The sequence below is a fragment of the Vibrio sp. AH4 genome, from assembly GCF_030710545.1.
Classification (GTDB): domain Bacteria; phylum Pseudomonadota; class Gammaproteobacteria; order Enterobacterales; family Vibrionaceae; genus Vibrio; species Vibrio metoecus.
Window position 1 is genome coordinate 1,832,759 of sequence record NZ_JALAIV010000001.1, and the last position, 19,008, is coordinate 1,851,766.

Consider the following 19,008-nt stretch of genomic DNA (forward strand, 5'->3'; position numbering starts at 1 on the left):
GCATCCCTGATAAATAAATGGAACTTTTTAGCTCCGAACAATCTAAACCTCAGTCTCTACTGGGGTTTATTTTTGCTCAAAAACAACCTCGCATTTTTCGTCCATAAATGAGTTTTTATTGTTTTATAAAAGTCATCAATCACTCCTTTATTATTCGACGCATTTCAAATAAATACAAATCAACAAATTTAAATTCATTTTAAATCAACAAGTTAAGTTTGTTTTATTTTGGTTTTGATAATAATTCGATCTCGATCACTTACTCCCCAGAAGTTTGCCGTGGCTCATATTTTTTTAGATAAAAATTAAGTTCTGATTGATGTTTTCTAACCGAGAGTTAGTCTACAGACATGGATACACGGTGAGTGTGCCAACAACTAAGAGAATCGGTTTCGATACTCGAAAAGGAAATGACTTCTCCCTTCGGCGGCCAACTTAAGGGAGAAAATCAAAAACAGCTATATCCATTTTTAGGAGTTATCCATGGACAAAATGTTTAAACGTACTCTTCTGGGTGCAGCAGTAGCGATGGCAGCAGTAGGTGTTCAAGCTGCTCAACTTACTGATAACGTACAACTTTACGGCCAAGCTGCTGGTAACCTTTACTTTGAAAGCAAAGGTGACAGTGCAAAAGATGATACTGTAGGCGTTGAAATCGAATCTCGTATCGGTCTACGTGGTACACAATCTTTTAATAATTTCGGACCTGATTTTGTATGGCAAATCGAAACATCAAATGCTTACAATGGTGACACAGGCGGTCAATTTGGTGGTCGTGATACTTATTTGGGTCTAGCTTTTGATGGCGTAGGTACAGTGAAAGTGGGTCGTCAACTTGTTTCTATCTATGACTACGTTGACTGGCCACACTCAAACCCAGGTCTAGGTAACGTGTTTGACTGGCACAACGCTATTGGTGCTGGTTACCAAGACCGTGCTGACCACGTGATCCGTTTCGACTCTTCTGACTATAGCGGTTTCAAATACTCACTGTCTGCAAGTAAGATGAATTCATCTACTGATAATGCAGTTGTCAGTTTCGCATTAGCCTACAACGCAGAGCGTTTTGGTATCCACGGTGGCGCTTATCTAGGTTCAAAAGAAGAAACTAAAACTGCTGCTAAAGCCGGATATTGGGAGTTGAATATCAAAGATGATGGCACTTACGGTAGTAAATGGGTTAAACCAACAGCGGCCTCTACTAGTGAAGCTCAAGCAGCGTATTACTTAGTTGGTGGTAATGTTTCTATTACTGATAAGTTAAGTCTGACAGCTGCTTGGAAACATATGACTAACGAAGTTGATAATGTTGAGAAAAAGCAAGATGCTTATTCTGCAACATTGGCTTACTGGGCAACATCTGAGTGGCTATTTAAAGCAGGTTACTCTGCGACAACTAAAGCTAAGTTTGGTGGCGAAACTCAAGCTGATAGCGATAGCCGTGCAATCACTGCCCGTGCACTATATGTACTAGACCCATCAGCAGTGTTGTATTTCGACGTTCGTAACTACGATATGATGACACCGACTGACGGCGACGACAAAGGCAATGCTGATGCAAATGACCAAACTCGTTTCTTGATGGGTGTTGAATACTACTTCTAATCATATTGATTAAAAGTTCATACCAAGGCGAGCGACAGCTCGCCTTTTATTTGGAGGTAATAATGAATAAACTTTTGATTAGCGCGCTATTAGGAATGGTTGTTTCTTCTAACACCTACGCTGATGTGACGGTGAATATAGACCGAAACCTCCAGATTTTAGCTGTTAATGGCGTTGAGCCTGAAATTTCATTTGGTCACACCGATGAAATGACTTTACCTAATGGTTTAAACCAACTTTTGGTTCGTCTTGAAAAAGTCATTCATTTCGGGGGGACTCAAAATAAATATAAGTCACCTGCTATGGTTGTCAGTTTTAATGCGGACAATGAGAGTCTTTTTCTGAAGCCAGGATCTGTAGTTAGGGATGAAGCTACAGCCAAAACTTTTGATAAAAAGCCAGCAGTTCTTTTGACGAATTCATCTATGCAGCCTATTGAATTCCAACAAGACGTTTTAGTTGCCAAAGGCTTTTCAGTATTTCGAGATTATGAAAATGAACTCTATAACTATAATGCTCAAGATAAGATTGCCTCGATTAGTGCTCTGAATAATGTAGGGATTAATCGAAAACGTAGTGAGAGCATATCAGAACCAGCAAAAACTGCTCAGGCAGCCCAAGATTCCATAGTTAATAGTCAAGCTACGACTCAATCCGTTTCAAAATCTTATGACATGATCCAGTACTTATTTGGTGAAGCCAATGCAGCCGAGCGCCAAGAATTTGCTAACTGGGCCTTTGCTAACCGTGCAGAGGTAACTCAGCCTATGGTCACTCAAAGTAAGCTGGTAGACATGATGGCAGATTGGTACAAAAAAGCCGATAAAGCCGAAAAAGCATCGATTCTCTCTTGGTTAATCAGCCAAGAATAATTGCATTTCTCGCTGGATAGAGGCATGGTCTTTCCATGCCTTTTCTTTTATTGCTAAAGCTTGTTATGAATATTAGCCAGATTGCCAAACTCACCTCGCTGACGGCCAAGTCTATTCGTTTATACGAAGAGAAAGGTCTTATCAATCCGCCATTACGCTCGGAAAGTGGCTATCGTACCTACACTGAGCAGCATGTGAATGATTTACTGCTCATTGCTCGCTGTCGGCGGGTGGGGTTTAGTTTGGATGAGTGTAAGGCCATGCTCACTCTTGCCAATGACCCTTATCGTACAAGCGCAGCCGTTCGTGCTCATGCACAAGAGAAATTACAAGAAGTCTCGAGTAAGCTTGCTGAGTTGACCATTATTAAGCAACAGTTGGAACAGTGGGTTGCGTCTTGCCCTGGAGATGAAGGCTACGAGTGCCCGATTATCGAACAGTTGAAGGGGCATTGCTGTTCAAGCTCCCCACAATAAGACTCCGAAGAGTCTTATTGTTTATATGCAATTAATTTGGCTTTGCTCTCTGGATGATGTTGGGACAGATGGTTCTTAGATTGGTTTGACGACTAAGATAATCCCATCCACAGCAATGACAGAAACACGGCTCCCTGCAGAAAGTTCCTGATCGCAGCGAGCGGTCCAAGCCGTATCACCCAGCGATACTTGAAACTCTCCTGCAGGGGTATCTTCGGTTATCGGAATAATACGTCCGAGTAACTGTTTTTCCTTTTGATTAAGATCGCGCTCTGTATCTTGCTTCTTATCTCGGCTAAATTGACGTCGCCACCAAAGCCAAGTAGTCACTAGAGAAAAACTCGCAAAAGCCAGCCACTGCAGTTGCCAGCCGAGAGGCATTATGGCGAGCAGTACTCCGACTAACAGTGCAGATAGGCCAAGCCACAAGAAATAACCTGCAGTACCGAGTAGCTCTGCGGCTAATAGAAGTAAGCCCAAGGCCAACCAATGCCAGAAATTCAATTGTGAGAGTAGCTCTACCACGGGGCACCTACTTAGTGGTTTGTGATGATTTAAACATTTCTGCAATTCCCGCTACGGATCCCATTAGGCCGGTTGCTTCAAGTGGCAGCATGATGATCTTACCATTCTCGGCCTGACCAATGGCTTTAAGGGCTTCGGTATAGCCTTGAGCAATAAAGTAATTTACCGCTTGCATATCACCTTTAGCGATAGCTTCGGAAACCATAGTGGTTGCCTTGGCTTCTGCTTCGGCTGCACGTTCGCGCGCTTCAGCTTGCAAAATAGCGGCTTGCTTTTCCCCTTCGGCTTTCAAAATTTCGGATTGTTTTTGACCTTCTGCACGTAATATTTGCGCTTGGCGTACTCCTTCAGCTTCAAGGACTTCAGCACGTTTGTTACGTTCAGCTTTCATCTGAGCATTCATTGCGGCGGTCAAATCAGCAGGTGGTTGCACATCTTTGATTTCAATACGCGTTACTTTTACACCCCATGGGCTGGTGGCATGGTCAACAATCGACAGCAGTTTGGTGTTAATCATGTCGCGTTGGCTGAGCATCTCATCCAGCTCCATTGAACCTAATACAGTACGCATGTTGGTGAGGGTGAGGTTACGAATCGCATGTTGCAGTTGGCTAACCTCATAAGCGGCTTTGGCTGCATCAATGACTTGTACAAAACAGACCGCGTCAATCACTACATTTGCGTTGTCTTTGGAAATGACTTCTTGAGCCGGGATATCTAAAACCTGTTCCATCATATTAATTTTATGACCAACACGGTCAATAAAAGGGATGATTAGGTTGAGGCCGGGCTTGAGTGTTTGTGTGTAGCGCCCAAATCTTTCGACCGTCCAGTTATTACCTTGAGGCACGGTTTTTACTGCAGATGAGATGAAAATAACCACCGCCAGTACAAGAACTGCGATAGTGATCAATGAATCAATAGCCATGACGTATCCTTTTTATTATTGAGAAATAAAGCCACTTTATGCTTAACAAGCAAGTGGGTATTTAGCCAAACAGTAGAAGAGCATTATCCATGCACAGAAATTCTCTCTCAAAGACAGGGGATGACCAAATTAAGATCAGAAAATTACAGCTTCGCTCTAAAAAATGGTCAATTTTTATTTATTGACAATCAAACTGATAAAAATGGCATTCAATAAGAATGCCACTGTATGCTTGGTGGTTAAGGTATTAATACCTTGAATTGCTGACGGGCCGTCATTTCGCTTAATACAGAAGTGAGTAGAGTTTCTTACGGTATTGATTGGCTAATGGATGGCCTTGTCCTAGCGCCGTTAAAATATCCATAAACGTTTTTTTCATATCTCCATCTAGGGCATTGAGGTTTTTGCTTAACCATGACCAAAGTAAGCTCAGTGCTTCTTCATCTCTTTTCACTTGATGGTATTGTCGAGCCAGTTCGATCGCTAAGTTTGGATTGTCTAAATCACTACGCCATTGTTGCTCTAATGCAATGATCTCTGGACTATTCGCGGTTTGTTGATGCAGTTCGAGTTTAGCAAGTAAGGTTTTATACTCACCTTGCTGGTATTCAAGAGGTATGTCACTGAGAATGGCTTGCGCAGCGTCGATATCACCGGTTTCTAAATAACAACGAGCTAGCGCAAGTTTTACCTCACCTTTGTTGCGCCACTCATCACTCAACGTGGTCAGTATTGAGCGCGCTTCAGTGAATTGCTCTTGAGCCACTAGGTCTATCCCTTGTTGCATTAATTGCTCTTCATCACTTGGCAGGTGGCGTTTGAGCATCTCCTCGATAGCTTCAATGGGCTGCGGTCCGCCGAGACCATCCACTGGTTGGCCTTCAATAAAAAGTGCAATCGTTGGAATGGCTTGAATGCCAAATTGTGCGGCAATAGCTTGTTCTTCTTGACAATTCAGACGAGCAAGAACAAACGCACCTTGATATTGTTCAGTGAGCAGCTCAAGGTGTGGTAGAAGTTGGGTACTTTCATTGCTGATGGGAGCCCAAAAATAGAAAAGCACAGGAGAAAGAGTGGAGTGCTGTAATACTTGGTGAAAATTATGCTGAGAAACATCAATCATATTCGCTGCTGGCATAGCAAATCCTTGGTTTGGATGGTACATCGCTTCGATAAACTATGGGGATGCAGCAGAGAAAACTCAAGCTTTATATGGTGTTAAAAGCAAGTGCTTATTGGTGAGCACAAAACGAAATCACCACCTTGAGGTAGTGATTTCGTTGCTCTTACGAGCTTGCAAGCAAAGGTGTTTAAAGCAATATAAATAAGGTCAGCGCAACACCGACACTTATCCAATTCAATTGGTTTAATGTCATTTTTGTCGTACCACATGCAACGCTTGGAAATCAGGGGTCTGCGTGCATAAGCGAAAACTGCCTTATGCACGCTGTGAATTTTGCCGAGTGATTGTTACTAAATAATGACAATTAGATAATTTATGCTGCTTTAAATAACAGTTTGTCTAGCCAGCGCGTTGGTAAACATCGTTTTAGTAGTGCAAATACTTTAGTGGGAGTGGTAATGCGGTAGCGGATTTTAGGGTTTGCAGATTCAAGGGCGTGGCACAGAGGTGCTAAACAAGCTTCTGGTGGTAACACAAAGCGGTTGTTGGAATGAGGTTTCCCTAAACGTTCAACTTGCTGTTGATAGGCTAAGTGATGAGTACTTTGTTCTACCGTTATCCAGCGTTGGAAGGCTTGTAGTGCATTGGATCTAAATTGTGTTTCAATGGGACCCGGTTCGAGCAAGCTGATATGAATTCCAGAACCTTGTAGCTCTAGCCTTAAAGTATCTGTCCAACCTTCTAGGGCAAATTTAGACGCGTTATATGCACCACGGTATTTCATAGCAGCAAAGCCTAATACGGAGCTATTTTGGACGATGCGCCCGTAGCCTTGGCTTCGGAAGTGGGGGAGCAAGCGTGTGGTCAGATGATGCCAACCAAAAAAGTTTGTTTCAAACTGTTCTCGCATGGCTTGAACGGGTAAATCCTCCAAAGCACCTGGTTGACCGAAAGCGCCATTATTGAAGATGGCGTAAAGTTGGTGGTTTGAGATCTCAAGAGCTTGTTCTACGGCAAGATTAATACTCTGTTCACAGCTCAAGTCTAAATGAAGACAAGTGAAGCCCTCTTGCCTTAGTCGCGCGACATCTTGTTCATCTCGGCAAGAAGCAATCACGTGATAACCCCGCAGCTGCAGTTGCTTGGCCGCCATGTAACCAATACCTGTTGAGCAACCTGTGATCAAAATGGATTTTTTCATCTCTATCCTTTATTGAGTTAAGCCATATCATTGAAGATGAAGTGAGCACTTACTGGGCTTGGCTCAGCAAATGGCTAAATGCCCGATCAATTCGAGAATAGTGGAATTGAAAACCCAGATCAGTCAGTTTTTTGGGCTTCGCGCGAATGCTATCGAGTAGAAGCTCAGCGGCTTCCCCCATCAGCAGTTTTATCAGCCATTGCGGAGTTTTTAACACATGTGGTCGATTCAATGCATTGGCGAGAGTGAGACTAAACTCAGCATTAGTGGCAGGATGAGGAGCACAAAGATTATAAGCCCCTTGAGCATGTTCTGTTTCTAGTAAAAAAACGATGGCTCGTACCATATCTTGCATATGAATCCATGGCATGTATTGCTGCCCATCACCAATTGGACCGCCTAAGCCGAGGCGATACGGGGGAAGCATCTTTTTCAACGCACCCCCATCAGGTGCTAATACAATCCCTGTCCGCAATAAACAGACGCGAGTTTGCTCTGATTGTGCTTTCAGTGCTCGTTGTTCCCATTGCTGGCAAACCTGATGAGGGAAGTGCTCACTTTTTACATGAAGATTCTCGTCAAAAGCATGTTCCTGTTGATCGCCGTAAAAACCAACGGCTGAACCGCTAAGGAAAACGCGAGGTGGCTGAGCACTGGCGTGAATTTTTTCGACGAGCTGTTCGGTAATCTCTAATCGACTACGTATGATCTGCTGCTTTTGCTTCGAGCTCCAACGTTTATCAGCGATCGGTTCTCCCGCAAGATTAATGATGGCATCAATCTCATTGAGATCAGATAGCTCATCTAAAAAACCAATATAGTGTATGTTTTGGCTGGGGATATGAGCGAAACGCAAAGCCGCTTTAGCCATGTCGCGAGTTAACACAACCAGCTCATGGGTACTGAGTAACTTTATCAACTCAAAGCCGATAAACCCGGTTCCTCCGGTTATCAAAATTCTCATAGTGACTCCTTGTTTTGAGTGGTGGCGTTATCTCACGACCTCTCTTGATAACGATATGAAGAGTTTAACCGTAATCGACCATCTTTTCTCTAGCTCTAGTGACAGGCTGCAAAGCCGCTTCACGCTTCTGTGGCACGTAAGGCTATCTTGCCGCTGTGTGATCGAAAAATCAGAAAATCTTATGACGAGATATGGTACAGGTCAGAGATGACAAATCAGCAGTGCATCTCAGTGATGAACACCTTACAATCACTGAGTATTTAACATGAGGCCTGTCATGAAACTTTTTTTTATCTCCGATCTGCACGGTTCTTTGCCTGCGACAGAGCAAGCTCTTGCTCTCTATAAAGCTTCTGGAGCTCAATCGCTCGTTTTATTGGGTGACCTTCTCAACCATGGTCCGCGTAATCCGATTCCTGAGGGGTACAACCCTCCTGCGGTCGCTGAACGCTTAAATGAATTTGCTGAGCAAATTATTGCGGTACGTGGGAACTGCGACAGTGAAGTGGATCAGATGTTACTGAACTTTCCGATGATGGGGGACTATGCGTGGGTGCTATTAGATTCAGGGCAACGTTTATTTTTAACCCATGGTCATCTGTATCACGGGGAAAAACTTCCACCGTTAAAAAAAGGTGATGTATTAGTGCATGGTCATACACATGTCCCCGTGGTGGATTGGGCTGGGCATGTATGGATTGTTAATCCGGGCTCAATGACTTTTCCCCGTGGAAATCATCAGCCGAGTTACGGGGTGTTGGATGGTAACCAAATGCAAGTCATATCGAGCATGGGGGAGATTCTGCTCAGCCATGATATCGGCTCCAAACTATAGCGCTGTTATTGGTTGCTAGGCGATTCGTTTTTAGCCGGAGAGAGACGGTCGGCATGACCGAGATCTCTTTCCGGATCAATTAAGTCACGAACTCGCTGTTTAAGCACTTTCGCTTCTGGAAATCCACCCTCTTGTTTACGTTCCCAGATTTGTACACCATTACAAATAATCTCAAATCGCCCCCCTGTGTCGGGGTGAAGTGCGACATAAGCAATTTCTTCGCTAAAGGTCTGGAGTAGCTCTTGGCTTAACCACGCTGCACGCAACATCCAATTGCATTGTCGGCAGTAATATATCGCTATCTGTGCTTTATTCATTGTACTTTCCTTGTGTTGCACGTTACGCATACAAAGTGAGTGGACGTCATGCGTCATAAAGTCCACTCACTTTTATTTATGAATTACTGAATAACACGGTAGAACCATGATTTAGACTGGTAAATAGAATGGTTCTTTCATTAACAATATCAACTCGACGGCTTTGTTGGGCATCCATTTTGAATAATTGAGTGATAAGTTTAAGTTGTTCATCCGTGAAGTCTTTGCTCTGATTGGATGAAATATCTTTAAATTCTACCGGAGTGACGAGTAGATAGTTATCACTCACGTCCCACTCGCCAAATTCGGAAATATTAATAATGCTTTCAGCACTGTTATCATCAGAAAAAAGTTTGACGATAGACACACGTAAATAAGTACCATTGGGCAGATATTTTACATTTGAGGTGACATCAACTCGGCTGAGTGGCCCCATGGCCGGACTATTACTATTCGTTTTGATGAGTGAAACCATTTTTGATTGCCACTCACGAGACGTTAATACTTGCTCTAGCTTGAAATCACTTCCCCAATAGAGCCAGCCACTAAATAGTAGGGACAGCAGCAAAACGCCAATAGCTATATATCTGGTTTTCATAAAAATCCTACTCACACACTTTGATGGCATCTTTAGGATTAGCGACGATGCGTAAGGTTATATTTTCGCCCGAGACTTCAGGGCTATGGATGTAATTGAGCGTCAATTGGTTATTTTGGCCACCGGTTGCGATAACTTCCTTAGGCTTTCGTCCCCCAATATGCTTTTCATTGTATTTTTTAACGCAAAGTTCGATAGACGGTAGCCATTTTGATAGGTCGGGGTGGTTGATTGGCATATTGACGGCAACATCATCCACGACAATCAAAGGTTTAAATTTTGATTGGCTTGGGTTCGTCAGTAATAACACGGCTAACGGGATGATCATCGCAACCAGAAAAATCAGTCGAGCTCCCCAATCGTGAGTCGGTTTATTTATGGCTGTTTGTGTCGCAGATTGGGCGTGTGGGCTGCTGATTGCTGGCATCAAATTGAGCGTTTCAGCTACGTCAATATTGGCATTTTGCTGAGCTGACTCGTCCACTTCTATAGATCGCTGAATCTCTTCTTCTACCGTGTCGACACGAGTGATCAGCTGATAACCACGTTTAGGCACGGTTTTGACGTACTGTGGTGATTTTGTGGAATCTTTGAGCAGTTTTCGTAGTGTAGAGATAGCTTGAGTTAGGCTAGAGTCATCAACTTCAAAGCCCTGTTCTCGCCACACAAAGTCATGCAAATCGTTACGAGAAACGACTTCATTGGGATGCTGGGCAAGTAACCACAAAATCCGGCTTTCGTTACTGCCTAGGCGAATGATCTCTTCACTATTTTCTTTATCAATTAAAGAATTGCTTAAGGGATCAAAGGTAAATCTTTCAGCAAGAATGAATTTAGTACCAATATTACTCATCGATATCTTCTTTTGAGTTATGTCCTTGTATGAACATTTGATATCCCAGTTTCTCCCTGTCACAACACTCAGACTTTACTGGTTTTTTTTATCTTCTTTGATAAAAATGCCGGGTTAGGATAATCCAATCTCAATCAAAAAACAGTGTTTTTATGAGTTTTGACCTTGAATTTACATTTTTTGTCCATATCTCACTTGCACATCCAGGTAATTCCATTGAATCTCGATGGATCAATAGTTTGAAACAGAAGTAAACGGAGCGATTATGAGCGAAACATCCACCACTAATAAAGAAACGCGTGGTTTTCAATCTGAAGTTAAACAACTGCTGCACCTGATGATTCACTCTTTGTATTCCAACAAAGAAATTTTCCTGCGTGAGTTAATTTCGAATGCATCCGATGCTGCCGACAAATTGCGTTTTCAAGCACTTTCTCAGCCTGATCTCTATCAGGGCGATGCGGAGCTCGGGGTCAAGCTCTCATTTGATCAAGAAAACAATACGCTGACGATTTCGGATAACGGCATTGGTATGAGCCGTGACGAAGTGATCGAAAACCTCGGTACTATTGCTAAATCGGGTACGGCAGAGTTCTTTTCAAAGCTTTCTCAAGAACAGTCAAAAAGCTCACAATTGATTGGCCAATTTGGTGTGGGTTTCTATTCGGCATTTATCGTGGCGGATGCGGTGACGGTTCGCACTCGTGCGGCGGGTTCTGCGCCGGCGGAAGCGGTGCAGTGGTATTCGAAAGGTGAGGGTGAGTACACCATTGAAACCACCAATAAAGAGGCTCGGGGTACTGACATTATTTTACACCTTCGCGAAGAGGGTAAAGAGTTCCTTTCAGAATGGCGTTTGCGTGATGTGATCTCTAAATACTCGGATCACATTGGTATTCCCGTTTATATCCAAACGGCAGAGTTGGACGAGGAAGGCAAAGCCACTGAAGACATGAAGTGGGAACAAATCAATAAAGCTCAAGCATTATGGACGCGTTCTAAATCTGACGTGACGGATGAAGAATACAAAGAGTTTTATAAGCATGTGTCCCATGATTTTTCTGATCCTTTGGTGTGGAGTCACAACAAAGTCGAAGGTAAGAATGATTATACAAGCTTGCTGTATATCCCAGCTAAAGCACCTTGGGACTTGTTTAACCGTGATCATAAACATGGTTTAAAATTGTATGTGCAACGCGTGTTCATTATGGATGATGCAGCACAGTTCATGCCGTCCTACCTGCGTTTTGTGCGTGGTTTGATTGATTCTAACGATTTGCCTCTCAACGTATCGCGTGAAATTCTGCAAGATAACAAGATCACTCAGTCACTGCGTCAAGCATGTACTAAGCGTGTACTGACGATGCTTGAACGTATGGCAAGCAATGATGCTGAAAACTACCAGAAATTCTGGAAAGAGTTTGGCTTGGTGATGAAAGAAGGTCCGGCGGAAGATTTCGCTAACCGTGAAAAAATTGCCGGCTTGCTGCGTTTTGCTTCAACTCATGTTGATTCGGAAGAGCAAACTATCAGCCTTGCTTCTTATGTCGAGCGCATGAAAGAAGGTCAAGACAAGATCTACTATCTGACTGCAGACAGCTATACCGCTGCGAAAAACAGCCCTCACTTAGAGCAGTTTAAGTCAAAAGGGATTGAAGTGATTTTGATGTTTGATCGCATCGATGAATGGTTAATGAATTATCTGCCGGAGTTTGATGGCAAAGCGTTCCAATCCATCACCAAAGCGGGGCTTGACCTTAGCCAATTCGAAGATGAGGCGGAAAAAGAGAAGCATAAAGAAGCTGAGGCACAATTCAAATCAGTGGTTGAACGAGTGCAAGGTTACCTTGGTGACCGAGTGAAAGAGGTGCGTACTACGTTTAAACTGGCCAACACTCCTGCAGTTGTCGTTACTGATGATGATGAAATGGGGACTCAAATGGCCAAGCTACTGGCGGCGGCAGGGCAACCTGTACCAGAAGTAAAATACATCCTCGAAATTAACCCAGAACATGCTTTGGTCAAGCGCATGGCCGATGAAGCGGATGAGCAGATTTTTGGCCGCTGGGTCGAAGTGTTGCTTGGTCAAGCCATGCTCGCAGAACGAGGCTCAATGGAAGATCCATCACAATTCTTGAATGCGATGAATCTGTTGTTAGGCCCTGTACATTAATGATGCCGTGTCCCCATGGTCATTAAGCCCGCTTCGGCGGGCTTTTTCTTTGGCTGATTACGTGAGTGTGATTGATGAGAGTAAGTTTGGTACAGACTGTCCTTTCAAACACATTCTTTAGTCTTAGAACGGTATGCCAAACGATTTCTGTGATAGAATGCGGCACTTGAATGTGGTCATTAACGCGTGTATTTTTGCACGCCAGCTCGTTTCGCGGGCTGTTCTGTCTGTTATACCGAAACTTACCGTGAGTTTTTGCAAGCGCTGTGAGCTTCGGTATAAAAATCAATTAGTATGAGGATAAAACATGCGCATCATTCTTCTCGGTGCTCCGGGTGCAGGTAAAGGCACACAAGCTCAATTCATCATGGACAAATTTGGTATTCCACAGATTTCAACGGGTGACATGCTGCGTGCAGCCATCAAGGCGGGTACTGAACTCGGTAAGCAAGCGAAAGCAGTAATCGATGCAGGACAATTGGTATCGGATGACATTATTTTAGGTCTTATCAAAGAGCGTATTGCTCAGGCTGACTGTGAGAAAGGTTTCCTACTCGATGGTTTCCCTCGCACTATCCCGCAAGCGGATGGCTTGAAAGGTATGGGCATCAATGTTGATTATGTGATTGAATTTGATGTTGCCGATGATGTAATTGTTGAGCGTATGGCAGGTCGTCGTGCTCATCTACCATCTGGTCGTACTTACCACGTGGTTTACAATCCGCCTAAAGTCGAAGGTAAAGACGATGTAACGGGTGAAGAGCTGGTTATCCGTGAAGATGATAAAGAAGAGACCGTTCGTGCTCGTCTGAATGTTTATCACACTCAAACTGCTCCGCTTATCGAGTACTACGGTAAAGAAGCGGCTGCAGGCAAAACTCAATATCTGAAGTTTGATGGCACTAAGCAAGTCAGCGAAGTGAGCGCAGATATCGCAAAAGCGTTAGCGTAATCATCAACCTGATGTGTTGATTGAATTGATAGGTGAAATAAAGCGGCATTAAAGCCGCTTTTTTTATAAACTTTTTGGCAGAAATCGACGTAATACGCTTTGTAGAATGCATTTTAAGGGAAGCCATGAATAATCATAAAAAACTTGGCGTTTTGCTGGCCAATTTAGGTACGCCTCAAGCGCCCACCCCCGAAGCCGTAAAAGCCTTTTTGAGCCAGTTTCTTCACGATCCACGTGTGGTTGATATGAGTCGTTGGCTTTGGTGTCCTCTATTGCATGGCATCATTTTACCGACTCGTTCACCAAAAGTAGCCAAATTGTATCAATCGATCTGGATGGAAGAAGGTTCACCACTTATGGTGTATTCCGAGCGTCAACGTCAGAAATTATCCGAAATCACACAGTTACCAGTGGAGCTAGGAATGACTTATGGCAAGCCTAGCCTGTTTGATGGTGTACAGAAACTGCAACAACAAGGCGTGGAGTCTATTGTTGTTCTGCCTCTTTATCCGCAGTATTCGGCAACGACTACGGCTGCAGTATTTGACGGATTAGCAAAAGCACTACGTCATCTTCCGATCGTGCCTGAATTGCAGTTTATTCGTGATTATCATAACCATCCACTCTACATCGAAGCGCTTGCTGACAGTGTAAGAGCTTCATGGCAGCAGAATGGACAAGGTGAGATGTTGCTTTGTTCCTATCATGGAATACCTAAGCGTTATGCAGAAAATGGTGATATCTATCCCGAGCACTGCCAAACCACCACTCGTCTGCTTGCTGAGGCTTTAGGATTACCAGAAAGTAAAGTGATGATGACTTATCAATCCCAGTTTGGTAAAGAAGAATGGCTGCAGCCTTACACGGATAAGACGATGGAAGCGCTACCCAATAAAGGGGTGAAAAAGCTCGATGTGATTTGCCCTGCGTTTTCAGTGGATTGTTTAGAAACGCTAGAAGAAATCGCAGAGCAGAACCAAGAGATTTTTCTACACAATGGGGGAGAGGTTTTCCATTACATCCCTTGTTTGAATGATCGTTCGAGTCATATTGCATTAATGGCAGCACTGATCAAGCCGTATTCTTGAGTGATAGGCTAGAGGCTTTGTTGCTTGCTAAAACAAACAGCGCCCATTGGGCGCTGTTTTCAACTTTAAAACACTCAATTCAAAGATTATTGAGTTGCTAGCTCTAACTGCTCTGATTCACCACGACAGATTCGAGTTAGCTTAGGGGCAATCATGAAAGTAACTAAGGCAATCGCTGCAGTGACATAGCCGATTTGGGCAAATACATCGCCATAAACCAATAACGACTCGGTGGCGCCAGCCACATTAGCCGGTGTTGACGTTAGGCTTGCAACCCAACCTGCGATAACCGCGGCTGATGCTGAGGTCAGGAACCACATACCCATCGCAAAGCCCATCATACGCTGTGGTACAAGTTGTGCGACCATGGCTAAACCAAGGCCAGAAACGAGAAGTTCACCAATCGATTGGAAAGCATAACTTGCGATCAACCAGTTTGAGCTGATGATGCCTTGCTCGTTGGCAAATAGTGTTCCCCAGCTTAAAACTAAGAAGGAGAGGGCACATAACGCCATGCCAATCGCGAATTTAAAGGGCATCGCTAATTTATCGCCCAGTTTTCCATAGGCCGCTGCCAGAATTGGGCTCGCGATCATGATCCAAAATGGGTTGAGAGCTTGGAATTGCTCAGGGGCAACTTCAAAACCCAAGATATGATGTTCAACATTATTGATAGCGAAGAAATTAAGTGAAGTTGGCATCTGGAAATAGAGTACGAAAAACACCACACCTTGCAGCATAAGAATGAATGCCACTAACATTTTTGCACGTTCAATACCAGAAATGGAGAAGGCTTCTTTAAAATAGCAACCCAAAATAAACAGGCCGGCGAGCACTAAAATACCGTGTGCAAGACTCAAGTTCTGCAATAAATAGCTGCATACCAAGCTGGCAATAACCGATCCTACCGCGACCAAAACCAAGTGCAGTTTATTGACGGGTGCAAGGTCGGCAGGTGAGCCAGTGCCCTTTAGCATGCGTTGGCAGAATAGGAAGTTGACGACAGTAATGGCGAGCCCCACGGCACTGACCCCAAAAGCCATGCCGTAGCCCATTTTTACTGCGACGATCGGTGTAATGATCATCGAGAAAAATGAACCTAAGTTAATGGCCATGTAGTACATGGTAAAGGCACCATCTAAGCGTGGATCATTCTCAGGGTAGATTTTTGCAAGCAAGCTTGATGGGTTGGCTTTAAATAAGCCATTGCCGACAGTAATGAAACCCATCGCGACGTAAATTAAAGTTGGCCCTACTAATGGGTGTTTGGCTGTGGAAAGCCCAAGTAAAATATACCCTACCATCATGACGATTGCGCCAAGGGTAATGGCCCGCTTGGTGCCAATCACCTTATCGCCAATCCAACCACCGATCGCAACAAATCCGTAAACTAAGGCGGAAAATGCGCCGAAAAGAACGAAAGAGGCGGACTCATCCATCCCCATAATTTTGACCATATATACGGTCAGGATGGCTTGCATACCGTAGAAACCAAAGCGTTCCCAGAATTCAATCGAAAAGATCAAATAGAACGCATTGGGTTGTTTGAAGATATTAAGGTTGGACATAAGCATTCCTGTATCATTGTGTAGTGCAATTGGTGAAATCTGTTGTTCAGAAAACAACCATCAAACATTATTTTTATTTAACTCATCCATGAGAGTTTTTTATTCGGCTGATACCTATACAGTCAAAATAAATGCATAGCAATAATTTGTTTCACGCTATCTAGGTGTAAGTAAATGTAAATCGATGAAAATTAATGAAACTTTGCTTGGTTTGAATGTGATTTTTATTGCGAAAACTAATTTCCCATAAAAAGGTATTGCAGCAAAGAATTGAGCTTTGTGATTTATTGATTCTTGTCGAGAATATAACTGCTTGAATTATTTGGTTTGTGTTATTGATTTTGGGTGGTTGTGACTTAACCATAGGGTATAGATGCAGTGCAAAGTAAGCCTAAAAATGTACTCATATTTAGGTTTGGCTTCTATGGACGAGGGGAGGGCGAGATTTTCTCTTTGCTCATAGGGTGTGGTAGCATGCCTGAAAAGTTTGGCTAGCAGCAAAGATAATAAATGAAACGTTGGTATTTACTCTATTGTAAGCGTGGAGAGCAGCAGCGCGCGAAGATTCACTTAGAGAATCAGAATGTTGAATGCTTCTATCCTGACGTCTGTGTTGAAAAAATTCTACGCGGAAAGCGACAAATGGTTCAAGAACCGCTTTTCCCTTCTTATATGTTTGTGCGTTTTGATTTTGAACACGGTCCATCTTTCACAACCGTGCGTTCAACACGAGGTGTTGTTGATTTTGTTCGTTTAGGACCACACCCAAGAGAGCTGCAAGGTGATCTCATTTATCAGCTTAAACAGCTCGATTGTGAGCAAATGAAGAATCTGGCGAAGCAATTACCAGAGAAAGGGCAAACTATTCGAGTGGCCAGAGGGCCATTTGCGGGTATTGAAGCCATTTATCAAGAACCTGACGGTGATACACGTTCAATCATGCTGGTGAAAATGATCAGTCAGCAAGTGCCGATGAGTATTGAAAATACCGATTGGGAAATGAGCTAAGAAGCATTGTCGAATAGTGAAATATTCATAGAAAAGCCAGAGTCATCATGACTCTGGCTTTTTTGTTTTTGTAGGCAATAAAATGGGCAATGGCTAGTAGGCTTGTTTGTGTACCGCTTTGACTGCGCGACCAGATGGGTCGATGCAGTTTTTAAACGACTCGTCCCATTCAATGGCTTTAGCGGAAGAGCAAGCCACCGACGGTCCTCCTGGTACACAGCGTGCTGCTGATTCTAGAGGGAAGAGTTCTTCAAATATCTCACGATATACATAACCTTCTTTGGTAGTCGGTGTATTGTAAGGGAAACGGAATTTGGCCGTTTCCATTTGTTGATCGCTGATTTTTGCTTCTGCAGTGGCTTTGAGAGTATCAATCCAACCGTATCCTACACCGTCGGAGAACTGCTCTTTCTGACGCCATGCAATCGATGCTGGTAGATAGTCCTCAAAACATTCGCGCAGGATGTGTTTTTCCATCTTGCCGTTGCCACACATTTTATCGGCAGGGTTGAGGCGCATTGCAACATCGATAAACTCTTTATCTAGGAAAGGTACTCGACCTTCAACGCCCCATGCTGCGAGTGATTTGTTGGCTCTAGCACAGTCAAATAAATTTAAAGCCAGCAGTTTACGTACTGTTTCTTCGTGAAATTCTTTTGCGTTTGGCGCTTTATGGAAGTAGAGATAGCCACCAAAAATCTCGTCAGCCCCCTCACCAGAAAGAACCATTTTTATGCCCATGGCTTTAATTTTACGACCCATCAAAAACATCGGTGTTGAAGCACGAATCGTAGTGACGTCATATGTTTCGATGTGGTAAATCACGTCACGAATCGCGTCTAACCCTTCTTGAATGGTGTAAGTCATTTCATGGTGCACAGTACCGATTTTTTCTGCTACTTCACGAGCTGCTTTTAAATCAGGAGCGCCTTCTAAACCGATCGCGAATGAGTGTAACTGTGGCCACCAAGCCGCAGTTTTTTCATCATCTTCAATACGCATTGCTGCAAAACGTTTGGCAATCGCAGAAGTAATGGAGGAATCCAACCCACCTGATAGCAATACACCATAAGGTACATCGGTCATCAATTGGCGTTTTACCGCGGCTTCCAGAGCTTGAGTTAGCTCTTCTTTGCTACTGACGTTATCTTTTACTTCATCAAAACTATTCCAATCACGCACATAGTAGCGTGTTGCCGCTTGTTCTTTCGAGCTGAAGTAGCTGCCAGGAGGAAACTCGCTCAAGGTTTTGCATACTGGAACCAGAGCTTTCATTTCGGAAGCGACATAGAAGTTACCGTGTTCATCATGTCCCTGATAAAGAGGGATAATACCAATATGATCGCGTCCGATGAGATATTCATCCTTTTCTTCATCGTAGAGGACGAAAGCAAAAATACCATTAAGCTCTTCAAGAAGCTCGGCACCTTTATCTTGGTACAGCGCTAGGATCACTTCACAGTCAGAATCGGTTTGGAATTCATATTGATCTTTATAACGCTCACGAATTTCTTTGTGGTTGTAGATTTCACCATTCACCGCAAGAATGAGTTTGCGATCTGGGCTATAAAGGGGTTGAGCACCACTGTTGAGGCCAACAATAGCCAGACGTTCATGAGCCAAAATAGCTTTGTCGGAGGCGTAAATACCTGACCAGTCTGGGCCGCGATGACGCAGTTTTTTCGACATTTCAAGAGCAACGGGTCTTAGCGTTGCTGCATCGGTTTTAATGTCCAAGATGCCAAAGATAGAACACATATGAAATCCTTTTAAATGTTTTTTAATCTGTTGAACTTAATTTGCCATTCTGATTAAAAACTTCAACCCTTTGTTATGTTTTATTTTGAATAAAAAGATTTTGATTAAATTTTTTCCATTTTAAGTTTGTTTTTGGTGGATGTTTTTTAAAAAGTGGTGAGAAA

At 43.4% G+C, this 19,008-nt stretch carries 17 protein-coding genes and 2 pseudogenes; 8 read left to right on the top strand and 11 right to left on the bottom strand.

Going from position 1 to position 19,008, the window contains the following annotated elements; all coding sequences use genetic code 11:
* Positions 1-483: 483 nt before the first annotated feature.
* From MKA69_RS08640 to cueR, 3 genes are all read left to right on the top strand, one after another.
* Complete coding sequence (locus MKA69_RS08640; RefSeq protein WP_305847849.1) at positions 484-1,605, top strand: porin; 1,122 nt, start codon at positions 484-486, stop codon at positions 1,603-1,605.
* Positions 1,606-1,667: 62 nt separating this feature from the next.
* The gene (locus MKA69_RS08645) at positions 1,668-2,477 is read left to right on the top strand and encodes a DUF2057 domain-containing protein (protein WP_305847850.1); all 810 of its coding nucleotides are present in this window, start codon (positions 1,668-1,670) and stop codon (positions 2,475-2,477) included.
* A gap of 65 nt (positions 2,478-2,542) precedes the next feature.
* Positions 2,543-2,953, top strand: coding sequence for a Cu(I)-responsive transcriptional regulator (cueR, locus tag MKA69_RS08650; RefSeq protein ID WP_009355484.1), 411 nt, complete (start codon positions 2,543-2,545; stop codon positions 2,951-2,953).
* 75 nt (positions 2,954-3,028) lie between these two features.
* Here the strand turns inward: cueR and MKA69_RS08655 are convergent, their stop codons facing one another.
* The 5 genes from MKA69_RS08655 to MKA69_RS08675 form a co-directional block, all read right to left on the bottom strand.
* On the bottom strand, positions 3,029-3,478 hold the full coding sequence (locus MKA69_RS08655) for an NfeD family protein (protein ID WP_055033326.1): 450 nt from the start codon (positions 3,476-3,478) through the stop codon (positions 3,029-3,031).
* A gap of 7 nt (positions 3,479-3,485) precedes the next feature.
* Positions 3,486-4,406 (bottom strand): SPFH domain-containing protein, encoded by a 921-nt coding sequence (locus MKA69_RS08660; RefSeq protein ID WP_000963390.1) that lies wholly within the window; start codon positions 4,404-4,406, stop codon positions 3,486-3,488.
* Positions 4,407-4,689: 283 nt separating this feature from the next.
* Entirely contained in the window at positions 4,690-5,544 is an 855-nt protein-coding gene (locus tag MKA69_RS08665; protein WP_305847851.1) for a co-chaperone YbbN, read from the bottom strand.
* Positions 5,545-5,902: 358 nt separating this feature from the next.
* Positions 5,903-6,730 carry an SDR family oxidoreductase gene (locus MKA69_RS08670; RefSeq protein WP_095459496.1) on the bottom strand — a complete coding sequence of 276 codons (828 nt, stop codon included), beginning with the start codon at positions 6,728-6,730 and terminating at the stop codon, positions 5,903-5,905.
* A gap of 49 nt (positions 6,731-6,779) precedes the next feature.
* Positions 6,780-7,694 carry a TIGR01777 family oxidoreductase gene (locus MKA69_RS08675; RefSeq protein ID WP_305847852.1) on the bottom strand — a complete coding sequence of 305 codons (915 nt, stop codon included), beginning with the start codon at positions 7,692-7,694 and terminating at the stop codon, positions 6,780-6,782.
* A 277-nt stretch (positions 7,695-7,971) separates the two neighbouring features.
* Between MKA69_RS08675 and yfcE the strand changes: the two genes are divergently transcribed.
* Complete coding sequence (yfcE, locus tag MKA69_RS08680; RefSeq protein ID WP_000764923.1) at positions 7,972-8,529, top strand: phosphodiesterase; 558 nt, start codon at positions 7,972-7,974, stop codon at positions 8,527-8,529.
* 5 nt (positions 8,530-8,534) lie between these two features.
* Here the strand turns inward: yfcE and MKA69_RS08685 are convergent, their stop codons facing one another.
* The 4 genes and pseudogenes from MKA69_RS08685 to MKA69_RS18205 form a co-directional block, all read right to left on the bottom strand.
* Positions 8,535-8,846 (bottom strand): SelT/SelW/SelH family protein, encoded by a 312-nt coding sequence (locus tag MKA69_RS08685; RefSeq protein WP_001030444.1) that lies wholly within the window; start codon positions 8,844-8,846, stop codon positions 8,535-8,537.
* A gap of 76 nt (positions 8,847-8,922) precedes the next feature.
* Positions 8,923-9,444, bottom strand: coding sequence for a regulatory protein ToxS (locus MKA69_RS08690; RefSeq protein WP_000857960.1), 522 nt, complete (start codon positions 9,442-9,444; stop codon positions 8,923-8,925).
* Between the two features lie 7 nt (positions 9,445-9,451).
* Positions 9,452-9,799 (bottom strand): annotated as a pseudogene (locus MKA69_RS18200) (transcriptional regulator); the annotation flags it as partial.
* Positions 9,800-9,936: 137 nt separating this feature from the next.
* A pseudogene (locus MKA69_RS18205) lies at positions 9,937-10,297 on the bottom strand (transcriptional regulator); the annotation flags it as partial.
* 265 nt (positions 10,298-10,562) lie between these two features.
* Here MKA69_RS18205 and htpG point away from each other — a divergent pair.
* The 3 genes from htpG to hemH all read left to right on the top strand — a co-directional run bounded on the left by htpG (position 10,563) and on the right by hemH (position 14,510).
* Positions 10,563-12,470 (top strand): molecular chaperone HtpG, encoded by a 1,908-nt coding sequence (gene htpG, locus MKA69_RS08700; protein WP_305847853.1) that lies wholly within the window; start codon positions 10,563-10,565, stop codon positions 12,468-12,470.
* A gap of 307 nt (positions 12,471-12,777) precedes the next feature.
* Positions 12,778-13,422 (top strand): adenylate kinase, encoded by a 645-nt coding sequence (gene adk / locus MKA69_RS08705; protein ID WP_305847854.1) that lies wholly within the window; start codon positions 12,778-12,780, stop codon positions 13,420-13,422.
* Between the two features lie 125 nt (positions 13,423-13,547).
* Complete coding sequence (gene hemH / locus MKA69_RS08710) at positions 13,548-14,510, top strand: ferrochelatase (RefSeq protein ID WP_001059273.1); 963 nt, start codon at positions 13,548-13,550, stop codon at positions 14,508-14,510.
* An 86-nt stretch (positions 14,511-14,596) separates the two neighbouring features.
* Here hemH and dtpA read toward each other — a convergent pair whose 3' ends face one another.
* Positions 14,597-16,078: a dipeptide/tripeptide permease DtpA gene (gene dtpA, locus MKA69_RS08715; protein ID WP_170938032.1), complete on the bottom strand. Its 1,482-nt coding sequence runs from the start codon at positions 16,076-16,078 to the stop codon at positions 14,597-14,599.
* A gap of 510 nt (positions 16,079-16,588) precedes the next feature.
* On the opposite strand from dtpA, the gene rfaH reads away from it, so the two are divergent.
* A complete protein-coding gene (gene rfaH, locus MKA69_RS08720) occupies positions 16,589-17,086 on the top strand; it encodes a transcription/translation regulatory transformer protein RfaH (RefSeq protein WP_305847855.1) in 498 nt (165 codons plus the stop codon).
* Between the two features lie 93 nt (positions 17,087-17,179).
* Here the strand turns inward: rfaH and asnB are convergent, their stop codons facing one another.
* Positions 17,180-18,844 carry an asparagine synthase B gene (gene asnB / locus MKA69_RS08725; protein ID WP_000337020.1) on the bottom strand — a complete coding sequence of 555 codons (1,665 nt, stop codon included), beginning with the start codon at positions 18,842-18,844 and terminating at the stop codon, positions 17,180-17,182.
* Between the last annotated feature and the right edge of the window lie 164 nt (positions 18,845-19,008).

What these genes read in the sequence shown, in the direction of transcription:
- MKA69_RS08640 (WP_305847849.1), top strand. Translation starts at nt 484, where the DNA reads ATGGACAAAATGTTTAAACGTACTCTTCTGGGTGCAGCAGTAGCGATG.
- MKA69_RS08645 (WP_305847850.1), top strand. Translation starts at nt 1,668, where the DNA reads ATGAATAAACTTTTGATTAGCGCGCTATTAGGAATGGTTGTTTCTTCT.
- cueR (WP_009355484.1), top strand. Translation starts at nt 2,543, where the DNA reads ATGAATATTAGCCAGATTGCCAAACTCACCTCGCTGACGGCCAAGTCT.
- MKA69_RS08660 (WP_000963390.1), bottom strand. Translation starts at nt 4,406, where the DNA reads ATGGCTATTGATTCATTGATCACTATCGCAGTTCTTGTACTGGCGGTG.
- MKA69_RS08665 (WP_305847851.1), bottom strand. Translation starts at nt 5,544, where the DNA reads ATGCCAGCAGCGAATATGATTGATGTTTCTCAGCATAATTTTCACCAA.
- MKA69_RS08670 (WP_095459496.1), bottom strand. Translation starts at nt 6,730, where the DNA reads ATGAAAAAATCCATTTTGATCACAGGTTGCTCAACAGGTATTGGTTAC.
- MKA69_RS08675 (WP_305847852.1), bottom strand. Translation starts at nt 7,694, where the DNA reads ATGAGAATTTTGATAACCGGAGGAACCGGGTTTATCGGCTTTGAGTTG.
- yfcE (WP_000764923.1), top strand. Translation starts at nt 7,972, where the DNA reads ATGAAACTTTTTTTTATCTCCGATCTGCACGGTTCTTTGCCTGCGACA.
- MKA69_RS08685 (WP_001030444.1), bottom strand. Translation starts at nt 8,846, where the DNA reads ATGAATAAAGCACAGATAGCGATATATTACTGCCGACAATGCAATTGG.
- MKA69_RS08690 (WP_000857960.1), bottom strand. Translation starts at nt 9,444, where the DNA reads ATGAAAACCAGATATATAGCTATTGGCGTTTTGCTGCTGTCCCTACTA.
- htpG (WP_305847853.1), top strand. Translation starts at nt 10,563, where the DNA reads ATGAGCGAAACATCCACCACTAATAAAGAAACGCGTGGTTTTCAATCT.
- adk (WP_305847854.1), top strand. Translation starts at nt 12,778, where the DNA reads ATGCGCATCATTCTTCTCGGTGCTCCGGGTGCAGGTAAAGGCACACAA.
- hemH (WP_001059273.1), top strand. Translation starts at nt 13,548, where the DNA reads ATGAATAATCATAAAAAACTTGGCGTTTTGCTGGCCAATTTAGGTACG.
- dtpA (WP_170938032.1), bottom strand. Translation starts at nt 16,078, where the DNA reads ATGTCCAACCTTAATATCTTCAAACAACCCAATGCGTTCTATTTGATC.
- rfaH (WP_305847855.1), top strand. Translation starts at nt 16,589, where the DNA reads ATGAAACGTTGGTATTTACTCTATTGTAAGCGTGGAGAGCAGCAGCGC.
- asnB (WP_000337020.1), bottom strand. Translation starts at nt 18,844, where the DNA reads ATGTGTTCTATCTTTGGCATCTTGGACATTAAAACCGATGCAGCAACG.